The 21,774-nt window shown below is 56.2% G+C and carries 17 protein-coding genes and 3 tRNA genes; 13 read left to right on the top strand and 7 right to left on the bottom strand.

Features of this window, described 5'->3' with window-relative positions:
- Nucleotides 1-35 precede the first annotated feature (35 nt).
- The 6 genes from SELIN_RS09395 to SELIN_RS09370 all read left to right on the top strand — a co-directional run bounded on the left by SELIN_RS09395 (nucleotide 36) and on the right by SELIN_RS09370 (nucleotide 4,327).
- Complete coding sequence (locus SELIN_RS09395; protein ID WP_013506428.1) at nucleotides 36-668, top strand: outer membrane protein assembly factor BamD; 633 nt, start codon at nucleotides 36-38, stop codon at nucleotides 666-668.
- A 63-nt stretch (nucleotides 669-731) separates the two neighbouring features.
- Nucleotides 732-1,121, top strand: coding sequence for a flagellar basal body rod C-terminal domain-containing protein (locus SELIN_RS09390; protein WP_013506427.1), 390 nt, complete (start codon nucleotides 732-734; stop codon nucleotides 1,119-1,121).
- Nucleotides 1,121-1,774: a lysophospholipid acyltransferase family protein gene (locus SELIN_RS14110; RefSeq protein ID WP_013506426.1), complete on the top strand. Its 654-nt coding sequence runs from the start codon at nucleotides 1,121-1,123 to the stop codon at nucleotides 1,772-1,774. The genes SELIN_RS09390 and SELIN_RS14110 overlap by 1 nt, the downstream gene beginning before the upstream one ends.
- Nucleotides 1,771-2,229, top strand: a complete 459-nt coding sequence (locus SELIN_RS09380; protein WP_013506425.1) for a phosphatidylglycerophosphatase A family protein — start codon at nucleotides 1,771-1,773, stop codon at nucleotides 2,227-2,229. Before SELIN_RS14110 ends, SELIN_RS09380 begins: the two co-directional genes overlap by 4 nt.
- A 36-nt stretch (nucleotides 2,230-2,265) precedes the next feature.
- Complete coding sequence (locus SELIN_RS09375; RefSeq protein ID WP_013506424.1) at nucleotides 2,266-3,504, top strand: CinA family nicotinamide mononucleotide deamidase-related protein; 1,239 nt, start codon at nucleotides 2,266-2,268, stop codon at nucleotides 3,502-3,504.
- A 37-nt stretch (nucleotides 3,505-3,541) separates the two neighbouring features.
- The gene (locus SELIN_RS09370) at nucleotides 3,542-4,327 is read left to right on the top strand and encodes a PhzF family phenazine biosynthesis protein (protein WP_013506423.1); all 786 of its coding nucleotides are present in this window, start codon (nucleotides 3,542-3,544) and stop codon (nucleotides 4,325-4,327) included.
- A 9-nt stretch (nucleotides 4,328-4,336) separates the two neighbouring features.
- On the opposite strand, the gene SELIN_RS09365 is transcribed toward SELIN_RS09370, so the two are convergent.
- From SELIN_RS09365 to ppk1, 5 genes are all read right to left on the bottom strand, one after another.
- The gene (locus SELIN_RS09365) at nucleotides 4,337-7,417 is read right to left on the bottom strand and encodes an efflux RND transporter permease subunit (RefSeq protein WP_013506422.1); all 3,081 of its coding nucleotides are present in this window, start codon (nucleotides 7,415-7,417) and stop codon (nucleotides 4,337-4,339) included.
- Nucleotides 7,414-8,745 carry an efflux RND transporter periplasmic adaptor subunit gene (locus tag SELIN_RS09360; protein WP_013506421.1) on the bottom strand — a complete coding sequence of 444 codons (1,332 nt, stop codon included), beginning with the start codon at nucleotides 8,743-8,745 and terminating at the stop codon, nucleotides 7,414-7,416. The genes SELIN_RS09365 and SELIN_RS09360 overlap by 4 nt, the downstream gene beginning before the upstream one ends.
- 18 nt (nucleotides 8,746-8,763) lie before the next feature.
- On the bottom strand, nucleotides 8,764-9,426 hold the full coding sequence (locus SELIN_RS09355; RefSeq protein ID WP_013506420.1) for a TetR/AcrR family transcriptional regulator: 663 nt from the start codon (nucleotides 9,424-9,426) through the stop codon (nucleotides 8,764-8,766).
- 149 nt (nucleotides 9,427-9,575) lie between these two features.
- Nucleotides 9,576-10,463 (bottom strand): Ppx/GppA phosphatase family protein, encoded by an 888-nt coding sequence (locus tag SELIN_RS09350; protein WP_013506419.1) that lies wholly within the window; start codon nucleotides 10,461-10,463, stop codon nucleotides 9,576-9,578.
- Entirely contained in the window at nucleotides 10,460-12,529 is a 2,070-nt protein-coding gene (gene ppk1, locus SELIN_RS09345; protein ID WP_013506418.1) for a polyphosphate kinase 1, read from the bottom strand. The genes SELIN_RS09350 and ppk1 overlap by 4 nt, the downstream gene beginning before the upstream one ends.
- A 366-nt stretch (nucleotides 12,530-12,895) precedes the next feature.
- Here ppk1 and SELIN_RS09340 point away from each other — a divergent pair, with 366 nt between their 5' ends.
- From SELIN_RS09340 to SELIN_RS09310, 7 genes are all read left to right on the top strand, one after another.
- Nucleotides 12,896-13,702 (top strand): ATP-dependent zinc protease family protein, encoded by an 807-nt coding sequence (locus SELIN_RS09340; protein WP_013506417.1) that lies wholly within the window; start codon nucleotides 12,896-12,898, stop codon nucleotides 13,700-13,702.
- Nucleotides 13,699-15,216: an inactive transglutaminase family protein gene (locus SELIN_RS09335; RefSeq protein WP_013506416.1), complete on the top strand. Its 1,518-nt coding sequence runs from the start codon at nucleotides 13,699-13,701 to the stop codon at nucleotides 15,214-15,216. Before SELIN_RS09340 ends, SELIN_RS09335 begins: the two co-directional genes overlap by 4 nt.
- The gene (locus SELIN_RS09330; protein ID WP_013506415.1) at nucleotides 15,213-16,163 is read left to right on the top strand and encodes an alpha-L-glutamate ligase-like protein; all 951 of its coding nucleotides are present in this window, start codon (nucleotides 15,213-15,215) and stop codon (nucleotides 16,161-16,163) included. The genes SELIN_RS09335 and SELIN_RS09330 overlap by 4 nt, the downstream gene beginning before the upstream one ends.
- Before the next feature lie 87 nt (nucleotides 16,164-16,250).
- Nucleotides 16,251-16,328, top strand: a tRNA-Pro gene (locus tag SELIN_RS09325).
- Nucleotides 16,329-16,336: 8 nt separating this feature from the next.
- Nucleotides 16,337-16,413, top strand: a tRNA-Arg gene (locus SELIN_RS09320).
- 89 nt (nucleotides 16,414-16,502) lie between these two features.
- Nucleotides 16,503-16,577 (top strand) — tRNA-His (locus SELIN_RS09315).
- 974 nt (nucleotides 16,578-17,551) lie between these two features.
- Entirely contained in the window at nucleotides 17,552-19,366 is a 1,815-nt protein-coding gene (locus tag SELIN_RS09310) for a putative Na+/H+ antiporter (RefSeq protein ID WP_013506414.1), read from the top strand.
- A gap of 349 nt (nucleotides 19,367-19,715) precedes the next feature.
- Here SELIN_RS09310 and SELIN_RS14105 read toward each other — a convergent pair whose 3' ends face one another.
- A complete protein-coding gene (locus tag SELIN_RS14105) occupies nucleotides 19,716-21,254 on the bottom strand; it encodes a c-type heme family protein (protein WP_013506413.1) in 1,539 nt (512 codons plus the stop codon).
- Nucleotides 21,255-21,270: 16 nt separating this feature from the next.
- The gene (locus tag SELIN_RS09300; protein ID WP_013506412.1) at nucleotides 21,271-21,648 is read right to left on the bottom strand and encodes a response regulator; all 378 of its coding nucleotides are present in this window, start codon (nucleotides 21,646-21,648) and stop codon (nucleotides 21,271-21,273) included.
- Nucleotides 21,649-21,774 lie beyond the last annotated feature (126 nt).

Below are 21,774 nucleotides of genomic sequence, written 5' to 3'. Positions count from 1 at the left end.
GGAAGCGATACAATTCTCAGAGGCAAAGGATATTCATGCATAGATATATACTTCTTCTGCTGGCACTTCTCATTTTGAGCGCCGGATGCGCCAAGAAAGCGGATCCCGACCGCGTTCCGGATCTGGAAACCGCCCACCGGCTGGCAGAACGCGGGCAGTACGATGAGGCGCGCCAGGAGTACCGTGGTGTGATGAACCTGGCGGATAATTCAGAAGCCGTCGCCCGGATCATGCTCTATATCGCCCACACCTACGAGAAGGAAGGCGAGTGGCTGGACGCGTCCATTGAGTATGAACACTATCTGCTGCGCTTTCCCGACCATTCCGCTGCCGACGATACCATGATCCGCCTGATGGAAATGTACATGGAGCAGATTCGCACCATTGATCGCGATGTGAATCCAGCCCGCAAGGCGTACTCTCTGGCCCACCGCTTCTACCGCGAATATCAGAGTTCGCCACGCACCGGTGAGGTTCAGGTAATGGAGCAGCAGGCCTTTGAAATTATTGCCGAACACGAGGCGTATATTCTCGATTTTTACCTGCGGACGAAAAAAATTACCGCAGCGAAGACGCGGCTTGAGCGCATAGAGCGGGATGATCCCGATTTTTTTGCCACACCGGTGATTCAGCAGCAGTATCGACGTTTAAAAGAACTTCAGAAGTGACGCTTCTTTGCCGATAGGAAAGAACGGGAAGGATCCCGGAACAGGATGTAAGGAGTCAGCCCCATGGTAGATGCATTCTATAATGCCGCTTCCGCCATAAAAACCTATGGCTTTCGACAATCCGCATCGGCCCACAATGTGGCCAATGTCAACACCGATGGCTTCAAGTCCCAGCGGGTGGATACTGCAGAAGGTGTCTCTGGAGGAGTGCGCCCCACCGGCGTCAGCATCGACAAGAGCCACGGTCCTTTCCGGCCCAGCGAATTTCCGGCGGACACGGTGTCCTTCAGTGCCGACGCCATTGCCATGGCGGGCCTTGTGGAAGGATCCAACACCGATATCACCCGCGAGATCGTCAACAGCTCCGTAAACCAGTACTCTGTCAGCGCCAATACCGGAGTGATCCGCTCCCAGGACGAAATGATAGGGACACTGCTTGATATCGTCTCCTGATGAAATCTCTGCTCCTGTTCCGGATCCTGCCCTTTATCGCCCAGATGTATCTGAAAATCTGCTTCCTGACCTGCCGTAAGACCTATGAAGGGCGGGAGATCCTGCAGGCGGTGGAAGATGACCCCAAACCCTACACAATAGCCTCCTGGCATGGTCGACTTGTTGCGCCGCTCTGGCTTTATGGTCGCGGCAATATCTATGCTTTGCTCAGCCAGCATAAAGATGCGGAAATATTTGGCCGGATACTGCGTTACTTCGGTCATGATGCCGTACGTGGTTCCTCCACCCGTGGCGCAATTGCAGCGCTGCGACAGGTCATCGGGAAACTTCGCCAGGGGCATGACGTTGCCATCACCCCCGATGGCCCCAAGGGCCCACCTCTGGTAGTCAAACCAGGTGCGGTCGGTGCCGCCAAGGCCACAGGTACAGCTGTACTGGCAGTTTCCTATAGCTGTAGGCCAGTGAAAATTCTCTCCAGCTGGGACTCCTTTGTCTTTCCCCTGCCCTTTGGCCGCATGCACTTTGTGGTGGAAAAACCCCTCTATCCAGATCAGTATGCTGATCTGGATGAAGGCAATCGCCTGCTGGGGGAGCTCCTGATGAGCGCCACCCGCAGAGCGGACCAGGCCATGGCCGCCGGGAAGCGCACATGAGAGCGGCTCAGCGTATTCCTCTTGATTTTATTGCCACTGGACTCTATTTCGGCAAGATACCCTTTGCCCCTGGCACCTGGGGAACCCTGCCCGGCATAGCGCTGTTGTGGCTGGTGGCAGATTTTCCCCTGTGGAGCAAGCTGCTCATTGCCGCGCTGCTGTTTTATGGCGGAGTGCTGGTGTGCCATCGCGCCCAGGAACTCTATGGTCGCAAGGACCCCTCCTGTGTAGTGATCGACGAGATTGCCGGTGTGTTCTTTGCCGGCATGTGGTTTGCGGTCAGCTGGCCCATGCTGCTGGCAGTCTTTGTACTTTTCCGCTTTTTTGATATTCTCAAACCCTGGCCTATCCGCCGACTGGAAACCCTGAGCGACGGCTGGGGTGTCATGGCAGATGATATGGCGGCCGGTGCCGCCGCCGCGCTGGTGCTTGTGGCGGTGAGCCTGCTGCTCTGATCTGTGCCCTTCCACTTTTCACGCAAAGGAAGACATATGCGCGCATCACTTCTCAGTATCGGCGATGAGCTGCTCAGTGGCTTTATCCTCAATTCCAACGCCCGCTACCTGGCCCAGATGCTGACCCAACAGGGTTTCGATGTGCGTACTCACCTGACGGTGGGTGACGAAACAGATGACATTGTCACAGCCTACCATGAGCTGGCCGCCGACAATCAGCTCGTACTGGTCACTGGCGGCCTTGGGCCGACCCACGATGACAAGACCCAGGAGGCAAGCGCCCGCGCCCTGGGAGTGGAATCGCGCATCGATGAGGCATCACTCAGTCGCCTGCAGGAGTTTTTCACTCGGCGCAAGCGTCCCATGAAAGACATACATAAGCGCATGGCGACTTTTCCTGTCGGTGCCACCGTTGTACCTAACCCCGTGGGTGCCGCCGATGGTTTCACCTTTATGCTCAGCGGTTGCCAGTTTCTCTGTATGCCTGGTGTGCCGGCGGAGATGCGCGCCGTCAGTGGCAACTTCATGGAGCATTTCCTGCAGTATCCCCAGGAACGCTTCTATAATGGCCAGGCCATCATCTCCCTCTGCGGTATCCCCGAGTCAGAAGTGGCCCGCCGCATCGCCCACCTGCTGGAGGGCGAGGACTACCGCATCGGCCTGCTGCCCAATGATGCTGCTGTACGCATCCGCGTGGCCAGCCGAACGCGCGCAGGCCAGCAGGAAGCTGACCGCATTGCTGCGTCGGTTATGGAGCTGATTCTGCCCTGTTTCGCGCCGGAGGATATCTTCTCCATGGAAAACGAAGTGCTGGAAGTCGTCCTGCTCAAAGAGCTTCAGCGCCAGCAGCTGAGCCTGGCTCTGGCGGAATCCTGCACCGGCGGAAAGATTGCCGATCAGCTTATCGCCGTTCCCGGCGCTTCAGCCACCCTGCTCTTCGGCGGCGTCTTCTACTCCAACCAGTCCAAGGTGGAGCTGCTTGGGGTCGCGGAGCAGACCCTCGTGGATCACGGCGCTGTCAGTGAACCCACAGCCCGTGAAATGGTCGATGGTGTCTGTCGCATTGCCCGTACCCACTGCGGAATCTCCGTCACCGGTATTGCCGGTCCCGAAGGGGGGACTGAAGAGAAACCGGTGGGCACAGTGTATATTGGCACGCGGGTGAAGGATTGCGTGGAGGTGCAACGCTACCTGCACAGCGGCAACCGTGAACTGATCCGGCAACGCGCCGTCCAGGCAGGGCTTTTTCAGCTGCTGCGAATGGTGCGCAGATAATATCCGTGATTTTTCATCCCGCCCATGGGAGGATGCCATGAAGTTCCCTGTCTATCACGTCGATGCCTTTACTCAGCAGGTTTTCGGCGGCAATCCCGCTGCCGTCTGCCCTCTGGAATCCTGGCTGAGCGTGGAAACCATGCAGGCCATCGCCGCCGAGCACAACCTCTCTGAAACCGCTTTTTTTGTTGCCACGGCTCCCGGACACTACCAGTTGCGCTGGTTCACTCCCCAGGTTGAGGTGGACCTGTGCGGCCATGCCACCCTGGCCAGTGCCTTTGTGATTTTTTCCAGCATGGCGCCACAGCTTGACCGGATCACCTTTGAAACTGCCAGCGGTGTGCTGAAGGTGGAGCGCCGCGGTACGCTGCTGGTGATGGATTTTCCCTCGCGCAGGCCCCATCCGGCCGCCCTCTCACCTCTGCTTGGACAGGCCCTGGGCAGAGAACCACGGGAGACCTGGAAGTCCCGGGACTATTTGCTGCTCTTTGAAGACGAAGAGACTATCCGCAGCCTGCAGCCGGATTTTGATGCCCTCAAGCGCATTCCCGATACTCTGGGCTTTATCGTCACGGCGCCTGGAAATACCGTGGACTTTGTCTCCCGTTTCTTCGCTCCCGGAGCCGGCATCGCCGAAGATCCGGTGACCGGCTCCGCCCACAGCACCCTTATCCCCTTCTGGGCCGATCGCCTTGGCCGCACAACGTTACATGCCCGGCAGATATCGCCCCGCAGCGGTGAGCTCTTCTGCGAAAATCTCATCGACCGCGTTCTGATCGGGGGACACTGCGTATTTTTCTCCCAGGGGATGATTACCCTTTGAAGGCTTTGACTATTGAGGTTTTCTTCGCCAGTCATCCAGGAAACTGTAGAGGCAGGGTATGGCCAGCAGTACCAGGATAGCTGATGTGATCAGGCCAAAGATGATGCTGATGACCAGCGGTTTGAGAAACTGGGCCTGAAGGCTGCGCTCCAGCATGAGGGGCATAAGGCCCAGGGCGGTGGTGATCGTCGTGATGGTGAGGGCGCGAAAGCGATCCCGGCTGGCACTGAGAGCAGCCTGCAGAATAGTGGCTCCGCCTGAGGCGTGCATCTTGACAAAGGCGACCAGCAGGATGGAATTATTGACCACGATTCCGGCCAGGGATGCGGCGCCAATGACCGAGGGCATGGAGAGGTTGTATCCGGTAATCAGGTGTCCCCACACGGCCCCCATGAAGGCGAGGGGGATGGCGACCATGACGACGGCGGGTTCGATGAAGCTGCGGAACTGGTAGCTGAGGATGCAGAAGATCCCCAGCAGGCCAAGCAGCAGGGCGTTGCGCATGGATGCGCCCGTTTGGCGGGATTCGGCAATTTGCCCTTCAAAGTGGACCTGCACTTCAGGATAGCGGGCCTGCAGTTCGGGCAGGAAACGCTTTTGCAGATCGGTGATTATCTCCATGGCGTTGGCGATGCGGGTATCCACGTCGCCGCTCACCGTGACCGTGCGCTGCCGATCAATGCGCAATATGCGGCCCCATCCACGGGCAGGCTCCATGGAAGCCACTTCACTCAGGGGAATCAGGGTGCCGTCGGGCAGAGTGACCAGAAAGCGCTCCAGCTCCAGCAGGCTGTGGCGGTCGCGCTGCCGCACCATGATTTCAAATGTCTCCCTTCCCACCTGAATCTGACTGACAGTTTCCCCCAGCCAGGCTGCGCGCAGCTGGCGGGCGATTTCGGCTGCGTCTACTCCCAGGCTGGCGGCTCCGGCTTTCAGCTGCAGGTGGTATTCGGGTTTGCCGGTGCGCAGGTCGCTGAGTATATCAGTGGCACCGGTATAGCCTTTCAGCCACTGGGAGAGGTCGTAGGCGGCCGCTTCCAGGGTGTGCAGGTCTTCACCTTTCAAGCGGATCTCCAGGGCCTTTCCCGCCGGGCCAATAACCGGCTCTTTCAGGTTCAGGCTGAGTACATCGGCTGGCGACCCCGTGTGCTCGCGCCACAGGGAGAAGAGTTCATCCAGTCGAGTGGAGCGCCTCTCTGCCGTCAGCAGATCGGCAGTTATGGTGGCGACGTGTGGGCCACGCTCAAAGGCGTCGGCGTTTTCGCCATAGCGCACCAGAATATGCCGCACCAGTGGTTGCTGACCCGGCTGCTGGGGGCTGAGTTCGGCATTGGCCTGCTCAAGGGCGCTCACCACTTGTTCCACCACCTGGCGGGTACGCTCCAGGGGTGTCCCCTGGGGCATGATCAGGCGCGCTTCCACCACGTCACCCTCCAGATCGGGAAAGGCTTCGAACTTCACCAGACCACCCGCCAGCAGGCCAATGGTGGAGAGAAAGAAGAAAATCAACAGGCCCGCAAACAGGGAGCGCTGGTGTACGGCCCAGTGCACTGCCCGGTTCAGGTACTCGTCCCGCAGGGTGGCAAAGCCGTGCTCGAAGCGCTGGCGAAAGCGGTTCGGAGTACGATTCTGCAGTCTGCGGGTACTGTGGCACATGTGGTGGGGCAGGATCAGATAGGCGTGCACGAGGCTGACGATCAGGGTCAGCAGGGCGGCAAAGGGCATGACGCGCAGCACTTTGCCAATGTCGCCGGAGATAAAGGCCAGGGGCACAAAGATAGCAGCGGTGGTCAGGAATGAGGACAGGATGGCGGGTGCCACTTCACGTACGCCTTCCACGGCGGCTGAGAGGGGATTTTTTCCCCGCTCGCTGTGGGCGGCGATATTTTCAGCAATGACGATGGCGCTGTCCATCATCAGACCGATGGCCAGCATCAGGGCAACCATGGAGACCATGTTAATGGAGACGCCCAGCATGGCCATGAGGGCAAAGGCACCCAGAAAGGAGATGGGCAGGCCCAGCCCCACCAGCAGCGAAGTGCGCAGGCTGAAGAAGAGCCAGATGGCTGCCACCACCAGAAACAATCCCTGAATGCCATTGCGCGTCAGCATTTGCAGGCGATCCTGCAGGATGGAGGTGATATCCTGGGTCAGTACCAGTTGCACCGACTCCGGCGCGCGCAGGCGTTCGTTTGTGATGAATTCCTGCAGATCGGCATATACGTCCAGACTGTCATGATCTCGTCCTTTATACACTTCCAGTACGGCGGCCCGTGTACCATCCAGCTCGGTGCGCACCTCGGGCAGGCGAAAGGTGTCAATGATGGTGGCCAGGTCGCCCAGTCGCAACTCGTGGCCATCGGCTGTGCCAATGATGATAATATCTTCAAAGGCCTGAGGTGCTTTGCGTTCATCGGTGAAGCGGATCACCGTATCGCCCAGGGGGCTTTCCAGGGTTCCGGCGGGCAATTCGATATTCTGGCGGGCCAAAATGGCGGCAATGGCGTTCACGCTGACCCCGTGCTGATGCAGCACATCAGCCGCGATTTCCACCTGTATCTGGCGTTCAGAGAATCCTTTCAGGTTGACCTGGGCAATATGCGGGTTGCGCAGCAGACGCTCCCGCAGCTTTTCGGCATAGACCTTCAGATCGGTTTCATCCATGGGCCCCGTTATGGCCAGGGCTGCCACCAGATCGGTGCGATGCAGTTCGCGCACAATGGGTTTGCCTGCCTGGGCGGGGAGGTCGTCGATGGCGTCTACTTCGGTGGCTATGGTGCTCAGAAAACGCTGGGCGTCGCCGTTTCCCGACATCTTGGCAATGGCCAGCGCGAAATTTTCGCGGGCATCACAGCGAAACTCCGCCAGGTCAGTAATGCCGTCAACCGCATCTTCCAGGCGCTGGCAAATCGCTTCTTCCACCTCGTGGGCACTGGCACCCCGATACTCCACCTCGACGGAAGCTTCCACGGGGCGAAAGTCGGGAAAAGTCTCCCGCAGCAATGAGCCAATGGAAAGTACGCCGGCCAGCAGCAAGATGATAGCCAGAATGTTGGCTGCTGTGGGATGCTCGGCAAAGTAGCGGATCATGGCGCACCCGCACCTTCAATGAGCTGCTGGGAAGCTGCACTGAAGCGGGGCTCGACCGTGCGGCCCTCAATGGCGGGCATCAGGTCGCCCGCCACGACCGTCTCGCCTGGCTTTACTCCATCCAGAACCTGCACCAGTTCACCGTACCTATGGCCGATGGAAACCTGGCGGCGCTCTAGGCGCTGCTCGCTGTCGACAACCAGCACCACGCTATCCTGGCGAACACTGGAGCGGGGCAGCAGGATAGCCGCAGAACGTGGAACACCTGTCAGTTCCACCTCGACAAACATACCGGGAAGTAAGGGGAAGGGGCGCGCTGGAAAGGATTGTTGCCATTGCCAGGCGTTGATGCGCAGGACGACACCCAGAGTGCGAGTGTGCTGATCCAGGGCGTCGGTAAAACGCAGCACTTCAGCGGATACGGGTTCAGGGATGCCGGGCAGCAGAAGACGGGCACCGAGATTGGTAAAATCCTGGCGTGGAGGCAGAGAACTCTCCGTGGGCGTGCTGCTGGTGAGCGACGCAAGACGACCAAGGGGCAGGTGGGCCACAACCTCCATGGATTGGTGGTCATGGGCTTCGAATAATAGGGTTCCCGGGGACACGACCTGCCCCGTATTCACATGTACCGGCCCGATAACGACGGCATAGGGGGATTGCACCCTGGTGCGTTCCACATCGCGCCTGGCGCGCTCCATGCGGGCGCGGGCGCTTTCCTGCTGGGCCAGCAGCCGTTCACGTTCGTGGGGGAGTTGATTCAGCGTATTGCGCAACTGCTGCACGCTCTGGCGCTGCTGCAGGAAACTGCGCTCCTCACGCTCCAGTTGTGTCTGGGAGATGGTTCCCGTGGCTGCCAGACCCTGCTGTCGGGTCAATTCACGTTCCGCCAGCTCCAGAGCCCGCGCTTCCAGCAGAAGTGATGCTTTCATGCTTTCCCGGCGACTCTCCAGCTCGGCAACCTGGGCTTTCGCCGCCAGCCAGACCGCGTGGGCATCGGCCAGGGCATTGTCGTAGTCGGTGGACTCTATGCGCAGCAGCAGACGGTTGCCCTCTACTGCCTTGCCCGTTTGCAGCAGATCTGTGACCAGTTCAACCCGTCCTCCGACCTCGGCCACAGCCCGCCAGCTGCGCCCGGCAGTAACCGTACCTGTGGCGCGGACTCTGGGGAGGAAGTCAACCTCCTTCACCTGAATGGTGGAGACCACTGGAATTTCTGTTCCCTGGGCGTTGTGCTGTGGGCCACTGCGACTGGCAACCAGGATGACGACCAGGAGAATGCCTGAAGCCATGGGGAGAAAGATTGCGAGTTTCCGGCGGACGGATGGCATGGGAGGCTCCTTTTGTTATCAGTTGTCTGCAGCGGGAAAGAGTCCGTGTTCCAGCAGGGCGATGGTGTGATCTTGCAAACGTTCCTGGCTGATGTTCAGCGTTTCAGGGCCAAAGTGCTGCTGCCAGAGGGAGGTGGTTGCCAGGGGAAACATTGTCAGGCCTATGAGGGAGACGGGCAACAGGTGTGGTTCCACATGGGGATTCACACTGCCCTGCTCCCGAGCGTTCTGGAAGGCTTGGGCCAGTTTACTGGGGAGCTTCAGGTTCTTGACCACATAACTCAGCAGAAACTGGCGCAGGGCACCATCTTCATTGACAACTTCCCGTATCCAGAGACCCGGCAGCCATGGATGGCGCCGCACCATGGCGTGGACGGCTGTCACAAAAGTGCGCACGAGTGTACGCGTATTGTCGCCAGCCGACAGCAGCTCCTGGCGCAGCCCGTCAAAGGCAGGTATCAGACGCTCATTGATAACGGCGTCCAGCAGTTGATCCTTGGAGCCGAAGTAGTAGCTGATCATGGCAGGGGTGACTCCACCTGCATTGGCAATGGCGCGCAGGCTGGTTGCGCCAATGCCGTGACGAGCGCAGTGCTCCACGGTGATGTCGAGTAACTGCTCGCGCTGCTCGGTATTGGTTCCCTTTGGCCTGCCAGGTTTTCTGTTCAACTGCTTGTGCATGGGGTGCTCCTGAATGGTGGTCAGATATTAAATGATCGATTAATTAATTTCAAGGGAAATATGGACGCGAAAGCTATCAGCTTTGCTGTTTGCTTTTCGTGGTGCCGCTAGTGAATAGGGTATTGTGGCGTATGGTTGCCAGAAAGCGGTCAGGAAGTTTTCTGCTGCTGGTAGAGGTGGTGAATGATGCCGTCTGAGAGTCCGATTTTGGGTACCAGCAGCTTGCTCATGCGAGCGGCTTCCATCACAAAGAGGATGATTTCGCCAGCGGGCACGATGACATCAGCTCGGTCCGGGCGGAGGCCGAGTTTGCGCATGCGTTCTTCATAGGTGTGCGATTGAATATGCTGATGAACTTTCTGCATTCTGGCGAGGCTGAGGGGCGAGGTGGAGTCCTTTTCGGCGATTTTGGCGATTTTATTGATATTGCCGCCGGAGCCAATGCCGAGGATGGGGCTGTGCCCCTTGGTGGTACTTTTGATCCAGCTGCCCATCTCCTTCCAGCGTTCGCTGCTCACCAGCCCCTCCAGAATCCGGATGGTGCCAATGTCAAAGGAGCGTGATTCCAGGCGCTTACCGCCGGAGAAAAAGCTCAGTTCGGTGCTGCCGCCACCGATGTCGATATAGAGGTAGGATTTGGAGTGGTTGAGTTTTTCGGCGATGGCGTTGGAGCAGATCATATCGGCTTCCATGCCACCATCGATGATGTGGATCTGAATGCCGCTTTGATTGAGGACGCGCTCCATGACTTCCTGGCCATTGTCGGCTTCGCGCATGGCTGAAGTGGCGCAGGCCATGCAGGCTGCTGGTTCTATGACGTCCAGCAGGTTTCTGAAGGCGACCATGGTCTTGACGAGATGCTGTGCTTTTTTCTCGGAAATATGGCCCCTGGTAAAGGCGTCTTCGCCAAGGCGTACGGGGACGCGGTAAAGGGATGCTTTTTTGATGAGGGGGCTGCTGTCGCCATTTTCATATACATGGGATATCAGGAGTCGCACGGCGTTTGATCCGATATCAATGGCGGCCAGTTTCATCATGATGGGGTCACACTCCTTTGCAGGTAGTCATAGATTTCGTATTGGGCTCGAATTCTGGGAGACGTGGCTCCGGGGGTACGCATGGGATTGCTCTGGCGACTGTCGATGATCCGGGCACGGCAGTTATCCTGCCACTGAATACTCAGCATATCCCACAGTTCCTGCTGCAGCGCTTCACTGTAAACGGGCGTAATGACCTCCACCCGGTTGCTGAGGTTGCGGCGCATCCAGTCCGCCGAGCCCATGAAGCATAGTCGCTTGCCGCCATTGTGGAAAAAGAATATCCGTGAATGCTCCAAAAAGCGGTCTACAATGCTGATAATCTCGATATTGTCACTGAAGTCCTTGCGTTTGACCAGGGAGCAGATTCCCCGGATGATCATGCGGATTTTCACCCCCGCCCTGCTTGCGTCATAGAGTTTGGCGATAATGGCCCGGTCCACCAGGCTGTTGACCTTGATGAATATCCATGCCTCCTGGCCGGCTCGCGCCGCTTCAATTTCCCGGTCAAGCATCTGTTCGAAGTGCTGGCGCATCTGGAAGGGGGCTACCAGCAGGTGCTTGAAGCGGGGCACCCGGCTGTTGTCCTTGAGGAAGGCGAAGACCTTGTCCACATCGCGGGTAATGCGTGGGTCGGCTGTCAGCAGGGTATCGTCGCAGTAAATCCGGGCAGTGGACTCGTTGAAGTTGCCGGTACCTATGGTGCAGTAGTGCACCAGTTTCCCTTCCTCGCGCCGCGTGATATGGCAGAGCTTGGAGTGAACCTTCAGGCCGGGTACGCCGTAAATGACCCGCACGCGGTTTTCTTCCAGCTTCTGGGCCCAGTAGATGTTGGCTTTTTCGTCAAAGCGCGCCTGCAACTCAATGACCACTGTGACACTCTTGCCGTTGCGGACGGCATTTTTCAGGGCGTTGATAACCATGGAGTTCTGGGCCAGACGGTAGAGGGTCATGTTGATGCTGATGACGTCAGGGTCGATGGCCGCTTCCCGCAGCAGGTCGAGGATATAGTGGAAGGACTGGTAGGGGAAGTGCAGCAGGATGTCCTGCTGGCGGATGATGCTCAGCAGGCGCTTCTGTCCGGCCAGTACCGGATGGGGCAGCGGCGGCAGGGGCTCGTAGCGGAAGCTCAGTGGCCCCACGTCGGGGAAGTTCATGAAGTCTTTGAAGTTATGATAGCGACCAGCGGCGATGAGTGAGTCCTGGCGACTCAGGCGCAGTCGGCGGGTCAGAAACTGCAAAAGATCTGCGGATATAGTGCGATCAAAGACCATGCGCACCGGGCGGCCCTGTTTGCGTTTTTTCAGGCTGCGGCTGACCGCGTCGATGTAGCTTTCGATCATATTGTCTTCAATATCCAGTTCGGCATCGCGGGTGACCTTGATGGTGAAGGCGCGGAAGACGTCAAAGTCGAAGATACTGAAAATATCCTTGAGGCAGTGGCGGATCACGTCGTCAAGGAGGATGATGTACTGATTTTTCCCCTGGGGTGGCAGGGTCAGGAAGCGGGACATGACGTCCGAGGGAATTTTCAGCAGGGCGTGTTTCTCCTGGCTGGGGTCATCGCTGCGACTCATCTCGATGGCGAAGTAGACATTGCCGTCATAGAGGTTGGGGAAGCTCTTGATGTGGTCGAGCATGATGGGGAAGAGGGCGGGCCGCACCCGGTTGTGGAAATAGCTCTCCACGAAAGCCGCCTGGCGCTCGTCAAGCTGGGTTTCATCGATGATGAAAATACTCTCAAGCTCCAGCTCGTGGCGGATACGGGTATAGGCCTGTTCGAAGGCGTCCTGCTGTGTGGCCACCATGCGCTTGATGGCCAGTAGAATTTTGCGCGGATCGTCGCCAAGAATATCCAGGGCTTTTTCGCCGATATCAATGAAGCGCTTGATGGTCGCAACCCGCACCCGAAAGTACTCATCCATGTTGGAAGAGAAGATTCCCAGGAATTTCAGCCGCTCCAGCAGGGGAACTTCCGGATTGGTAGCTTCCTGCAGTACCCTGGCGTTGAAGGAGAGCCAGCTGATTTCGCGGTTGATATAAGGGAATACGGGATCATTACGCATGCAAGTGCTCCTTGGTGAGGTGGAAAGGCACTATCATAGGGTATTGGAGGAATTTCGATGGTAAAATTCCTGTAATATTTCTGTAATCAGCTGCTCAGAGAATGGCATATGCGGCGTTGCCCGACACGTGCCACCGCTCTTGGAAATCCCGCTGAAACTCTCCGGCAAAAAGGCAGGGAGGCGTCAGCCGTCTGCTTTCCAAGGGTACAGAACTCTGAAAGTACTTTACTGTGTTGCGCTGAATTGTTCAACCGCAACCGGTGTCGCACCGCGAAAAGGCTGCACGGTGTCTTGACACTCCAGTGGCATCGCAATACAGTGAGCCGGAAAGTTAACCCTGCCGTAAACAAATACTGGAGATCTGCTGTGAGAGTATTTGCATCTATGATGACATTTGCCTTTTTCCTGAGCGGTTGCGCGCCTGGTCACCTGATGGTTCGAGAGGGTGATCTGCAGGCTCTGGAGCAGCGGATCGATGAGCAGGAGCAGCGTATGGAACTGCTGGCGAATGAACAGGCGTCCATGCAAAGCGCGTTACTGGCGTCGCAGGAGGAAGTGCTGCGCGCGCTGCAGGCTGTTTCCACTCAACAGGCTGAGCTCTATACGCGTCAGCGGGAGTGGGAAAGTTTCATTCGCTCCACTCGGCTGCAGGTCAAGGACAGTGAGAACACGGAGCTGTTTGAAGTGCAGCTGGAGCCATTTGCCACCGTCAATGCCGACAAACAGGTTGTCGGCTCCATTGAAAACGTGTATCTGGCCCCACCAGGCATTGTGCTCCCTGCCCGCATTGACACCGGAGCCACCACATCGTCCCTGGATGCTCGCCATGTTCAGCGTTTTGAGCGCAATGGAGAACGTTGGGTTCGTTTTACGATTGTCAACCCTGATGATGACAGTGAAATCGTCCTTGAGCGCAAGATTGTGCGCAATGTGCGCATCATACAGGCCATCCAGGATGAGGCCGAGCGGCGACCCGTCGTTGAGCTGGGGGTGACCGTTGGCAAAACCACCCAGACAGCCCAGTTTACCCTTTCAGACCGTCAGCATCTGGAGTTCCCCATTCTCATCGGGCGCAATATTCTGATGGATATCATGGTGGTGGATGTTGCCCAGACCAATATAGCTCCACCTGTGCTCCCCGTTGAGCTCACTGTGCCTGGCGAAGCTCCATGATTTCGCGCATCTCCCTGTACCTCATCGTCGCCGCCCTTATAGTGACGGGCCTCAGCATTGCCTGGCTGCGTCACGAACATATGGGGATTCCCTTTCTGCCGGGAGCCCAGACTCCCGTGTGGCTCGTTGAGGCTCGTATTGATTTTACTGCCACTGGCGGGCCGGTGACGGTAAGTCTGGATATCCCCGACAGCCCGCCGGGCTTTGCCCTCTTTTCTGAGCAAACTGCCTCGCCTGGGTATGGATTTTCCATCCTGGAAAATAATGGCAATCGCCGTGGAGAATGGTCTGTTCGCGCTGTCAGCGGAGCGCAGACCCTCTACTACAAGGCACAGGTCATACCCGGACAGGGTGCTGGATCCGAAGCGCCTGCCAGTGCGCCATCCATTGCCAGTGTGCACTGGGATGAGTCCGAGGCACTGGCTGCCCGCCAGATTCTGGAAACGGCACGGGCCATGTCCAGCACTCCTGAGAGCATGACCCGCGAGCTTATCAAGCTGCTGGCAACTCCTACACCTGGGCAGAACGCCGCGCTGCTGCTCTCTTCCACGCCCCTGATTCCCCTGCTGGAAAAGCTGCTCAACTACGCCCAGATTCCCTCCCGCGTGGTTATGGGCCTGCAGCTGGAGGACGGGCGCCGCAACCAGCAGCTCATACCCATGCTGGAAATATTTGCCCGCGATCGCTGGGTGCTCTTCAACCCCCGTACGGCGCAGCAGGGTATTCCCGAAGACTTTCTCCTGTGGAGCCAGGACAGTCTCTCGTTGCTGGACGTCAGTGGAGGCCATGGTTCACAGGTGCGTTTTGCCATGATGCGCCAGAGTATTTCCGCTGTGCAGCTGGCACGGCTGACCATGGATGACTCCGGCTTTTCCTTCTTCGGGGTGCACAAGCTGCCGGTGGAGGAGCAGAGTATGCTCAAAATGCTGCTTCTGCTGCCTCTTGGTGCCCTGGTGGTGGTGTTCATGCGCATTATGGTGGGCGTGCAGACATCAGGTACTTTCATGCCCATACTCATTGCCCTGTCGTTTCTGCAGACCACTCTGTTGCCCGGCCTGATCAGCTTTATCGCCATTGTCGCCATCGGCCTGCTCCTGCGCAGCTACCTCTCTTACCTGAACCTCCTGCTGGTGGCGCGCATTGCCACCATTGTCGTCATCGTCATTTTCATCATCATCTTCTCCAGTCTCTTTGGCTATCAGTTGGGCTTCAATACCGGTATGACCGTTGCCTTCTTCCCCATCATCATCATCGCCTGGACCATTGAGCGCATGTCCATCCTCTGGGAGGATGAAGGTCCCCGCGAAGTGCTCATGCAGGGCGGTGGCAGCCTGCTGGTAGCTATCCTGGCCTTTCTGCTCATGCAGTGGCCGCTCATGGAGCACCTGAGTTTTCATTTCCCCGAAATCAATCTGATTCTCGTGGCGCTGATCCTGATGATGGGGAACTATACCGGCTACAAACTTCTGGAGTTGCGCCGGTTCCGGGCCATGCGCCTGAAGTGGCGGCCATGAGGTGGTTTGTCAGCGCTGGTGAGCTGCGCTGCATGGGCATTCTCGGCATGAACTGCCGTAATATCGACTTCATCGGACGCTATAATCCCCGTCATCTCTATCCCCTGGTGGACGATAAACTCAAGACCAAATACCTGGCCCAGCGTCACGATATCCCCGTTCCACGACTGTGCTTCATGGTTCGTGAACAGTACAAAATCAACCGGATTGACCAGCAGCTCAGGGAACTGTCGGGCTTTGCTGTCAAGCCCGCCAAAGGCTCCGGCGGCAAAGGTATACTGGTGATAACCGGACGCGAGCGGGGTGCTTTTGTGAAGTCCTCGGGAGCGGTACTCGGCATTCGCGATGTTAAACGCCACATGTCCAATATCCTGGCGGGCCTCTACTCCCTGGCCGGCACCCCTGATGCCGTAATTGTCGAGGAGCTGATCCACTTTGATGATCTCTTTGAAGGCTACTCCCACGAAGGCGTACCCGACATCCGCATTATTGTCTTTCAGGGCTATCCTGTTATGGCCATGCTGCGCCTGGCGACCCATGAGTCCGATGGGAAAGCCAACCTGCACCAGGGAGCCGTGGGTGTGGGGCTGGACATCGCCACTGGCCGGTGCCTGCAGGCGGTGCAGCACTCCATGCCCATCGAAACCCACCCCGATACCGGCAGACACTTTCAGGATATCAGTATCCCCGGCTGGCCCGCAATGCTCCACCTGGCAGCCCGCTGCCACGATATTACCGGCCTGGGCTATATCGGTACTGATATTGTGCTGGACAAATATCGCGGCCCGCTGTTGCTGGAGCTCAACGCCCGGCCCGGCCTGTCCATTCAGGTGGCCAATGGCAGCGGAATTCTCCCTCGGCTGCGCAGGATAGAGAGCATGGCCCGTCACCATAAAACCGTCAGTGAGCGGGTGAGTTACACCATGGAGACCTTTGGCGGGGCCTGATTATTTTCTGCGGACATGCCGGAAAAGCGAATCTCCCGTTGACACCGGCGCTCCTTTTTTGTATAAAGCCAACTTCGTAATTGGTCGCGGGGTGTAGCGCAGCTTGGTTAGCGTACCTGTCTTGGGAACAGGGGGTCGGAGGTTCGAATCCTCTCACCCCGACCATTCACGGGGCGCCTGTAGCTCAGCTGGATAGAGCAACTGACTTCTAATCAGTAGGTCAGAGGTTCGAATCCTCTCAGGCGCGCCAATGGGAATCGGAATTTTTACATATTCACAGTTTGTTGAAAAATGCGTATACGGCAGCAGGTGGGCATTTTTCAGCAAATTGGCATTATGGTGGCTGTAGTTCAACGGTAGAGCACAGGATTGTGGCTCCTGGTGTTGCGGGTTCGAGTCCCGTCAGCCACCCCACTTTTACGAGTACATCCGCACTTCCAGCAGGGAGTGCGGATTTTTTTTGGCAAACACGGCAACCTGTAACCGCCTGGCGAAGCGGAGAAAAAGCGTACTCTCCGTACCTTGCAACACTCGCGCATCCGATGGGAAGCAGGGCCAATGGGGTTTTCTGCACATGGTTCAAGGGTGCGGAATTCGTGAAGCCATATGGTGCCCTTTTTCCCCTTTTCTTTTCATGTAAAGAGTATAAACTCAAGCTTCGCATCTTGTTGTCTTAGGTTGAGGTGTTATTATTCTGACATTTATCGTGCGGAAACTGTATTGATTTTGAATGCTTGACGTATCTGGTATTCCGCTTTTTGTTTCCGGATATTGTCCTTTTTGACCGCGCAAAAAGGACGCAAAAACGCGCCCCCCGAACGCCCGTTTTTCCGGTTCGTTGGCTCGCCTGTTCTGGAGATCCGGCAGACACTGCCTCCCTGCAGTGCTGCCGGACCACTCACTTCCTGTGAGTGTCCCGTTCGGGTCTTGCCAGCCAGGCTTCGCACTCAACGGACGGGCTCAGGGGGGGAACGGCCTGCTTCTGTCTTTCCCCCGTGGGCTGGCCCAGCCAGGACGTGCAGACTGGAACGCTATGGACCCGCAGGGTTGCCGCCACGAGGGCGGCAACCGCAAACCAAAAGCCACGGAGGGCGGTTGTTTGCGGTCCCCAGTTCCAGGCAAGCGGACGGCTGAAAAGGGCAGCACTGGGGGCCGCTTTTGCGCCACTTTTTGCGGGTAAAAAGTGGCAAAAGAAACTCATAAACAGGGTGAGGGAATGTCAAGCGACGCAGTCTGTGCAGAACCATTCCCTCCATTTCAGCATGGCATGTGGGTCGGCGCCGACAACCTGCCGTTTCGGGGTGCGAAACTTCAGTGTTTCTTTCAGCGTAGGCGTTAAAAGCTGGAGAGAGTTTCACGGTTCCTGAAAATTGCTCGAGGTGATCGGCATGACGAGGTTCAGCAAATCACATGCAAAAATGTTTTTTATTCTCCTGAGCGTTGTGGGCCTGGTGGTGGTTGCCAGTGCTGCGAGCAGCAGCCCTGCTGAACCTCTCGTTTTTCCTCGCAGCCTTGAGAGTTATGGTGATGCGGACAATTCCAGCGTTCTGGCCGTTCTGGCGGGCCGTATCGCTCAAGAGCCCTTTAATCTTGTCGCTACGCTGATATTTCTCTGCGCCATTATCCATACGTTTATGACGAGCAAATTCCTTGCTGTTGCCCATAAGTGGGAACATGAGCATGAACACAAAAAACAGGCCGGGAAGGTTCCCAGGAATTCTATTCATTTCGGCGCAGGGGTCTTCCACTTTCTGGGCGAAGTTGAGGCTGTTTTTGGTATATGGGCAATCGCTTTAGCGGTAGCCATAGGGGTCTTCTATGACTTTGGCACCTTCGTCTATTATATTGGTCAGAAGGTTGACTATACCGAGCCATTGTTTGTCGTTATTATTATGACGCTGGCAGCAACGCGACCTATTCTGAAGTTTTCTGAGCTGATGATGTGGAAAGTCGCCAACTTTCTCGGCGGTACCCTTTCGGCCTGGTGGCTCACTATTTTGACAATTGGTCCGTTACTCGGCTCCTTTATAACGGAGCCGGCAGCCATGACGATTTCGGCTCTGTTGCTGTCGACGAAATTTTACAATTTAAAGCCGAGTGAATCATTCAAGTACGCCACCATAGGTTTGTTGTTTGTCAATATTTCCGTAGGCGGAACCTTATCACACTTTGCTGCCCCACCTGTACTGATGGTTGCCTCCACCTGGGATTGGGGATTTGGGTTTATGTTTCTCAACTTCGGCTGGAAAGCTGTTATCGGTATTGTCATTGCAAATGCGCTCTATTTCTATCTGCATCGCAATGAAATGCGCGAACTGGAAAAAAGATATGCTCTCGTTCGTATGAAGCGGGAGATCGAAAGGAAATATGTAAAGCGTGAACAGCTGGAAGACGAATTTGCCAAGATTAAGTACGATGTTACCGATGATCTGGGTTTTATCAGAATTTTTGACGAAAGATGTGATGAGATACGAAGTCGATTAAAAAAGGAGCTCATGGAGCGAGTTGCCAGCCAGTCGGTTGACAAGGCGAGTGTTGAAGAAGCTTTTGATGTTCGCTTCTACGATATTAAGCTCAAAGTGATGCGCCAGAAACTGCCCGGTCTGTTGCCGGCCGATAAGCAACCGCCCTATCGTGACCCCTATTGGGATAATCGCGAAGACTGGGTGCCTGCCTGGATTATGGTGGTGCATATGCTTTTCCTGGTCTGGACCGTTGCCACAGCCCATTATCCAGCCCTTTTTATCGCGGGATTTTTATTTCTGCTTGGTTTTGTTCAGGTGACAACGCCTTATCAGAATCGAATTGACTTAAAGCCGGCCTTACTGGTTGGTTTTTTCCTGGCGGGTCTTGTCATCCATGGGGGAGTTCAGGCCTGGTGGATTGCTCCCGTGCTCGGGAGCCTGACTGAGACTCCGTTGATGCTTGGAGCGACTCTTTTAACCGCGTTTAACGATAATGCCGCAATAACGTATCTGAGCACGTTTGTGCCCGGCATTACCGATACGATGAAATACGCCGTGGTTGCCGGCGCTGTAACGGGTGGTGGCTTAACGGTCATTGCCAATGCTCCGAACCCTGCAGGTCAGTCAATACTTGGGAGACATTTCAAGCACGGTGCTGTTTCGCCCTTAGGTTTGCTGAAGGCGGCTCTCGTCCCAACGGTGATTATGGGATTATGCTTCATGCTTTTAAGGTTTTAGCGGATTGCTGGAGATATTTTCAAATCAGGCAGGCAATTGAAAAGTTCTCAGGTGCAAGGCGCGAGTGAGGCAGACTCCCTGTACGCAGCAGATGGAGCTCTTTGAGCAGCCTGCTGCCGGATCTCTGGAACAGGCGAGCCGACGACCCGGAAGAACGGGCGTTCGGAGCGCGCTTTTGTGTCCATTCTGTGATGAGTCAAGCAGGTAAAATCAATACTGTTCCAGTGTGGTAAGCGTCAATGGAAAGTGCCTTAAGTCAAGGCGATAATACGCGAAACTTCAGCTGCTCGTATCTCATAAATGTGCTTGATCGCGGTTAATACGAAGCACAATGGAGCTCGTCAGCATATCATGAGTGAGCCCCGCCACTCGACTTCATCAGAGCAGGGTGGTCAGCGTCTTTATGGGCACCAAGAATGATGACTATACAGGCTCCGCTGCCACAGTTTCGCGCTTGCACATTGCCTTGGTAGATTTCCTCCACCTTCCGTGAGAGAAAGTAAAGTCCCAGTCCCTTACCTTCACTGCGAAAATGGCTTGTGGTGTAAGGGCTGAAGAGATCACTCAGTTGAGAATCCTCAATGCCTCCAACATTATCGCACACGCTCACCTCAACCTTTCCTTTACTGATATCCCTTGCTTTAATGGTCAGAGTCGGGGTGGTATTCCGTTTTTCGGCGATGGTGAGCACATTGGAAAACAGGCTGATGAACATTTCCACCAGGTCAAAGCTTGAGGCGAGCTGGGTGAGGTTGGGTGGAATACAGTTGGAAACAGTCAGGCCAGGCGCTCCACACTGCGAGCGTATCTGACTGCTGGCCGTGTCGCAGGCCTCAGCGATGGATACCGGAGCAATGGTATCTGCTGACTCGTAAAGTCCCGTCATCCGGGTAATGGTGTGCGAGAGGCCTTCCAGGCGCTCCATGGCGCTGCCAACTATTTCAGGGATTTTGGCTTTGTCAGCTTTTGCATCCAGGGCAATCATTTCGAGATTCTGCATGGAGAGTCCGATCACATTCAGCGGCTGCCGCCATTGGTGGGCCAGGTCAACCAATAGGCGTATCTGGGCATTTTTGCGATCCTGCTCAGCATGAAGCAATGTTTCAAAACGCTTTCGCTCCAGGTGGTGTTCTCGCTGGATCTGCAGTTGCATGCGATCAAAGCCATAGCGTGCCGCTGCCAAACCCACTACCCATATGCCGCCAAAGCTGATTATAAAAAAAGGAAGTTTTGACAGGATACTCTCTCGATACGGTACCCAGGGGATAGAAACACTGATACCCCCACGAACATCGCCGATCTGGTATCCCTGATGGGCATGGCAGCGCAGACAGCTGTTATCGACCAATAACGGTTGCATCAGGCGCAGATATGCTTTCCCTTCTATACTATCCAGGGAACTGTATTCAGGCACCCCCAGTTCAAAAGCGCGCAGTGCCCTTTGCTCCCAGTTGTCCGGGGCATTTTCCGGCCGTAGTGTCTTCAGGCTGGTTATATTGCTGCGTATACCCGTAATGGCGTCGGTGATTTCATGGGCCTGGCGGGTCATATAGCCAGGGTTGATAAGGGTTAATGGGAGACCATCACTGGTCATGACATCCCGCTCTTGGAGATGGGCCAGATAGGGGTTGGGAGTGCCATATTCACTGATGGGTACATAGACGGAGCCATGCCGGGTATTCCACTGGCGATAGTGTACATCTTTGGAAAAACCGATACGAGCCGCTGATGCCGCATTGGACAGAGCTGATCGGTATGTCTCAAAGAATGACCAGCCTGCCATCGCGAAGATAGTCAGAGTCCAGAAGACGGCAATCAGGGGAAAGGGGGTAGCCGTGACAGGGCGGGACACCTCAACAGGGTGCTGCTCACGTATCGTCTCAGCCATTTTCACCTCCATTTCCCTATGCTTTGTACGAAGGGCAGGGGAAAAGTTGTCGGACAACTTCCTGGATAGCCTCTTTGCGTACTGGTTTGGTCATGGTTGCACTGGCTTGTTCAACCACGTTTGATGTGTCCGCATAGGCAGATATGACAACGATAGGCACCTCGGAATCGTATTGGCGAATTTTTTGAATCATCTCCTTGCCTGTCATCACGGGCATGTGCAGGTCGGTAATGATCAGGCTTGGACGATGCATCTGGAAGACAGCCAATCCCTGCTCACCATCATTGGCAACATACACTGTCTCCGCCAGGCTGCTCAAAATGCAGCTCAGCAGTTCAGAGGCGAGAAGATCATCTTCCACGATGAGTATGGAGGGAATTCGTAAACGACCCATAAATCGCTCCTGTGGCAGGCATCATAGCGCAGATTTCTCTCCCCCACCCAAGACGGCAGGTTGTTGGCGCCAGCCTTTCGATTCGAGCACATGTCAATACCAGGTGTGCCGATCATGTAGTATCAA

Origin of the sequence: Desulfurispirillum indicum S5 (assembly GCF_000177635.2) — a bacterium.
In the GTDB taxonomy this organism is placed as follows: domain Bacteria; phylum Chrysiogenota; class Chrysiogenetes; order Chrysiogenales; family Chrysiogenaceae; genus Desulfurispirillum; species Desulfurispirillum indicum.
Note: the sequence above shows the minus strand (reverse complement) of the source record. Positions and strands in the feature narration are given on the sequence as shown.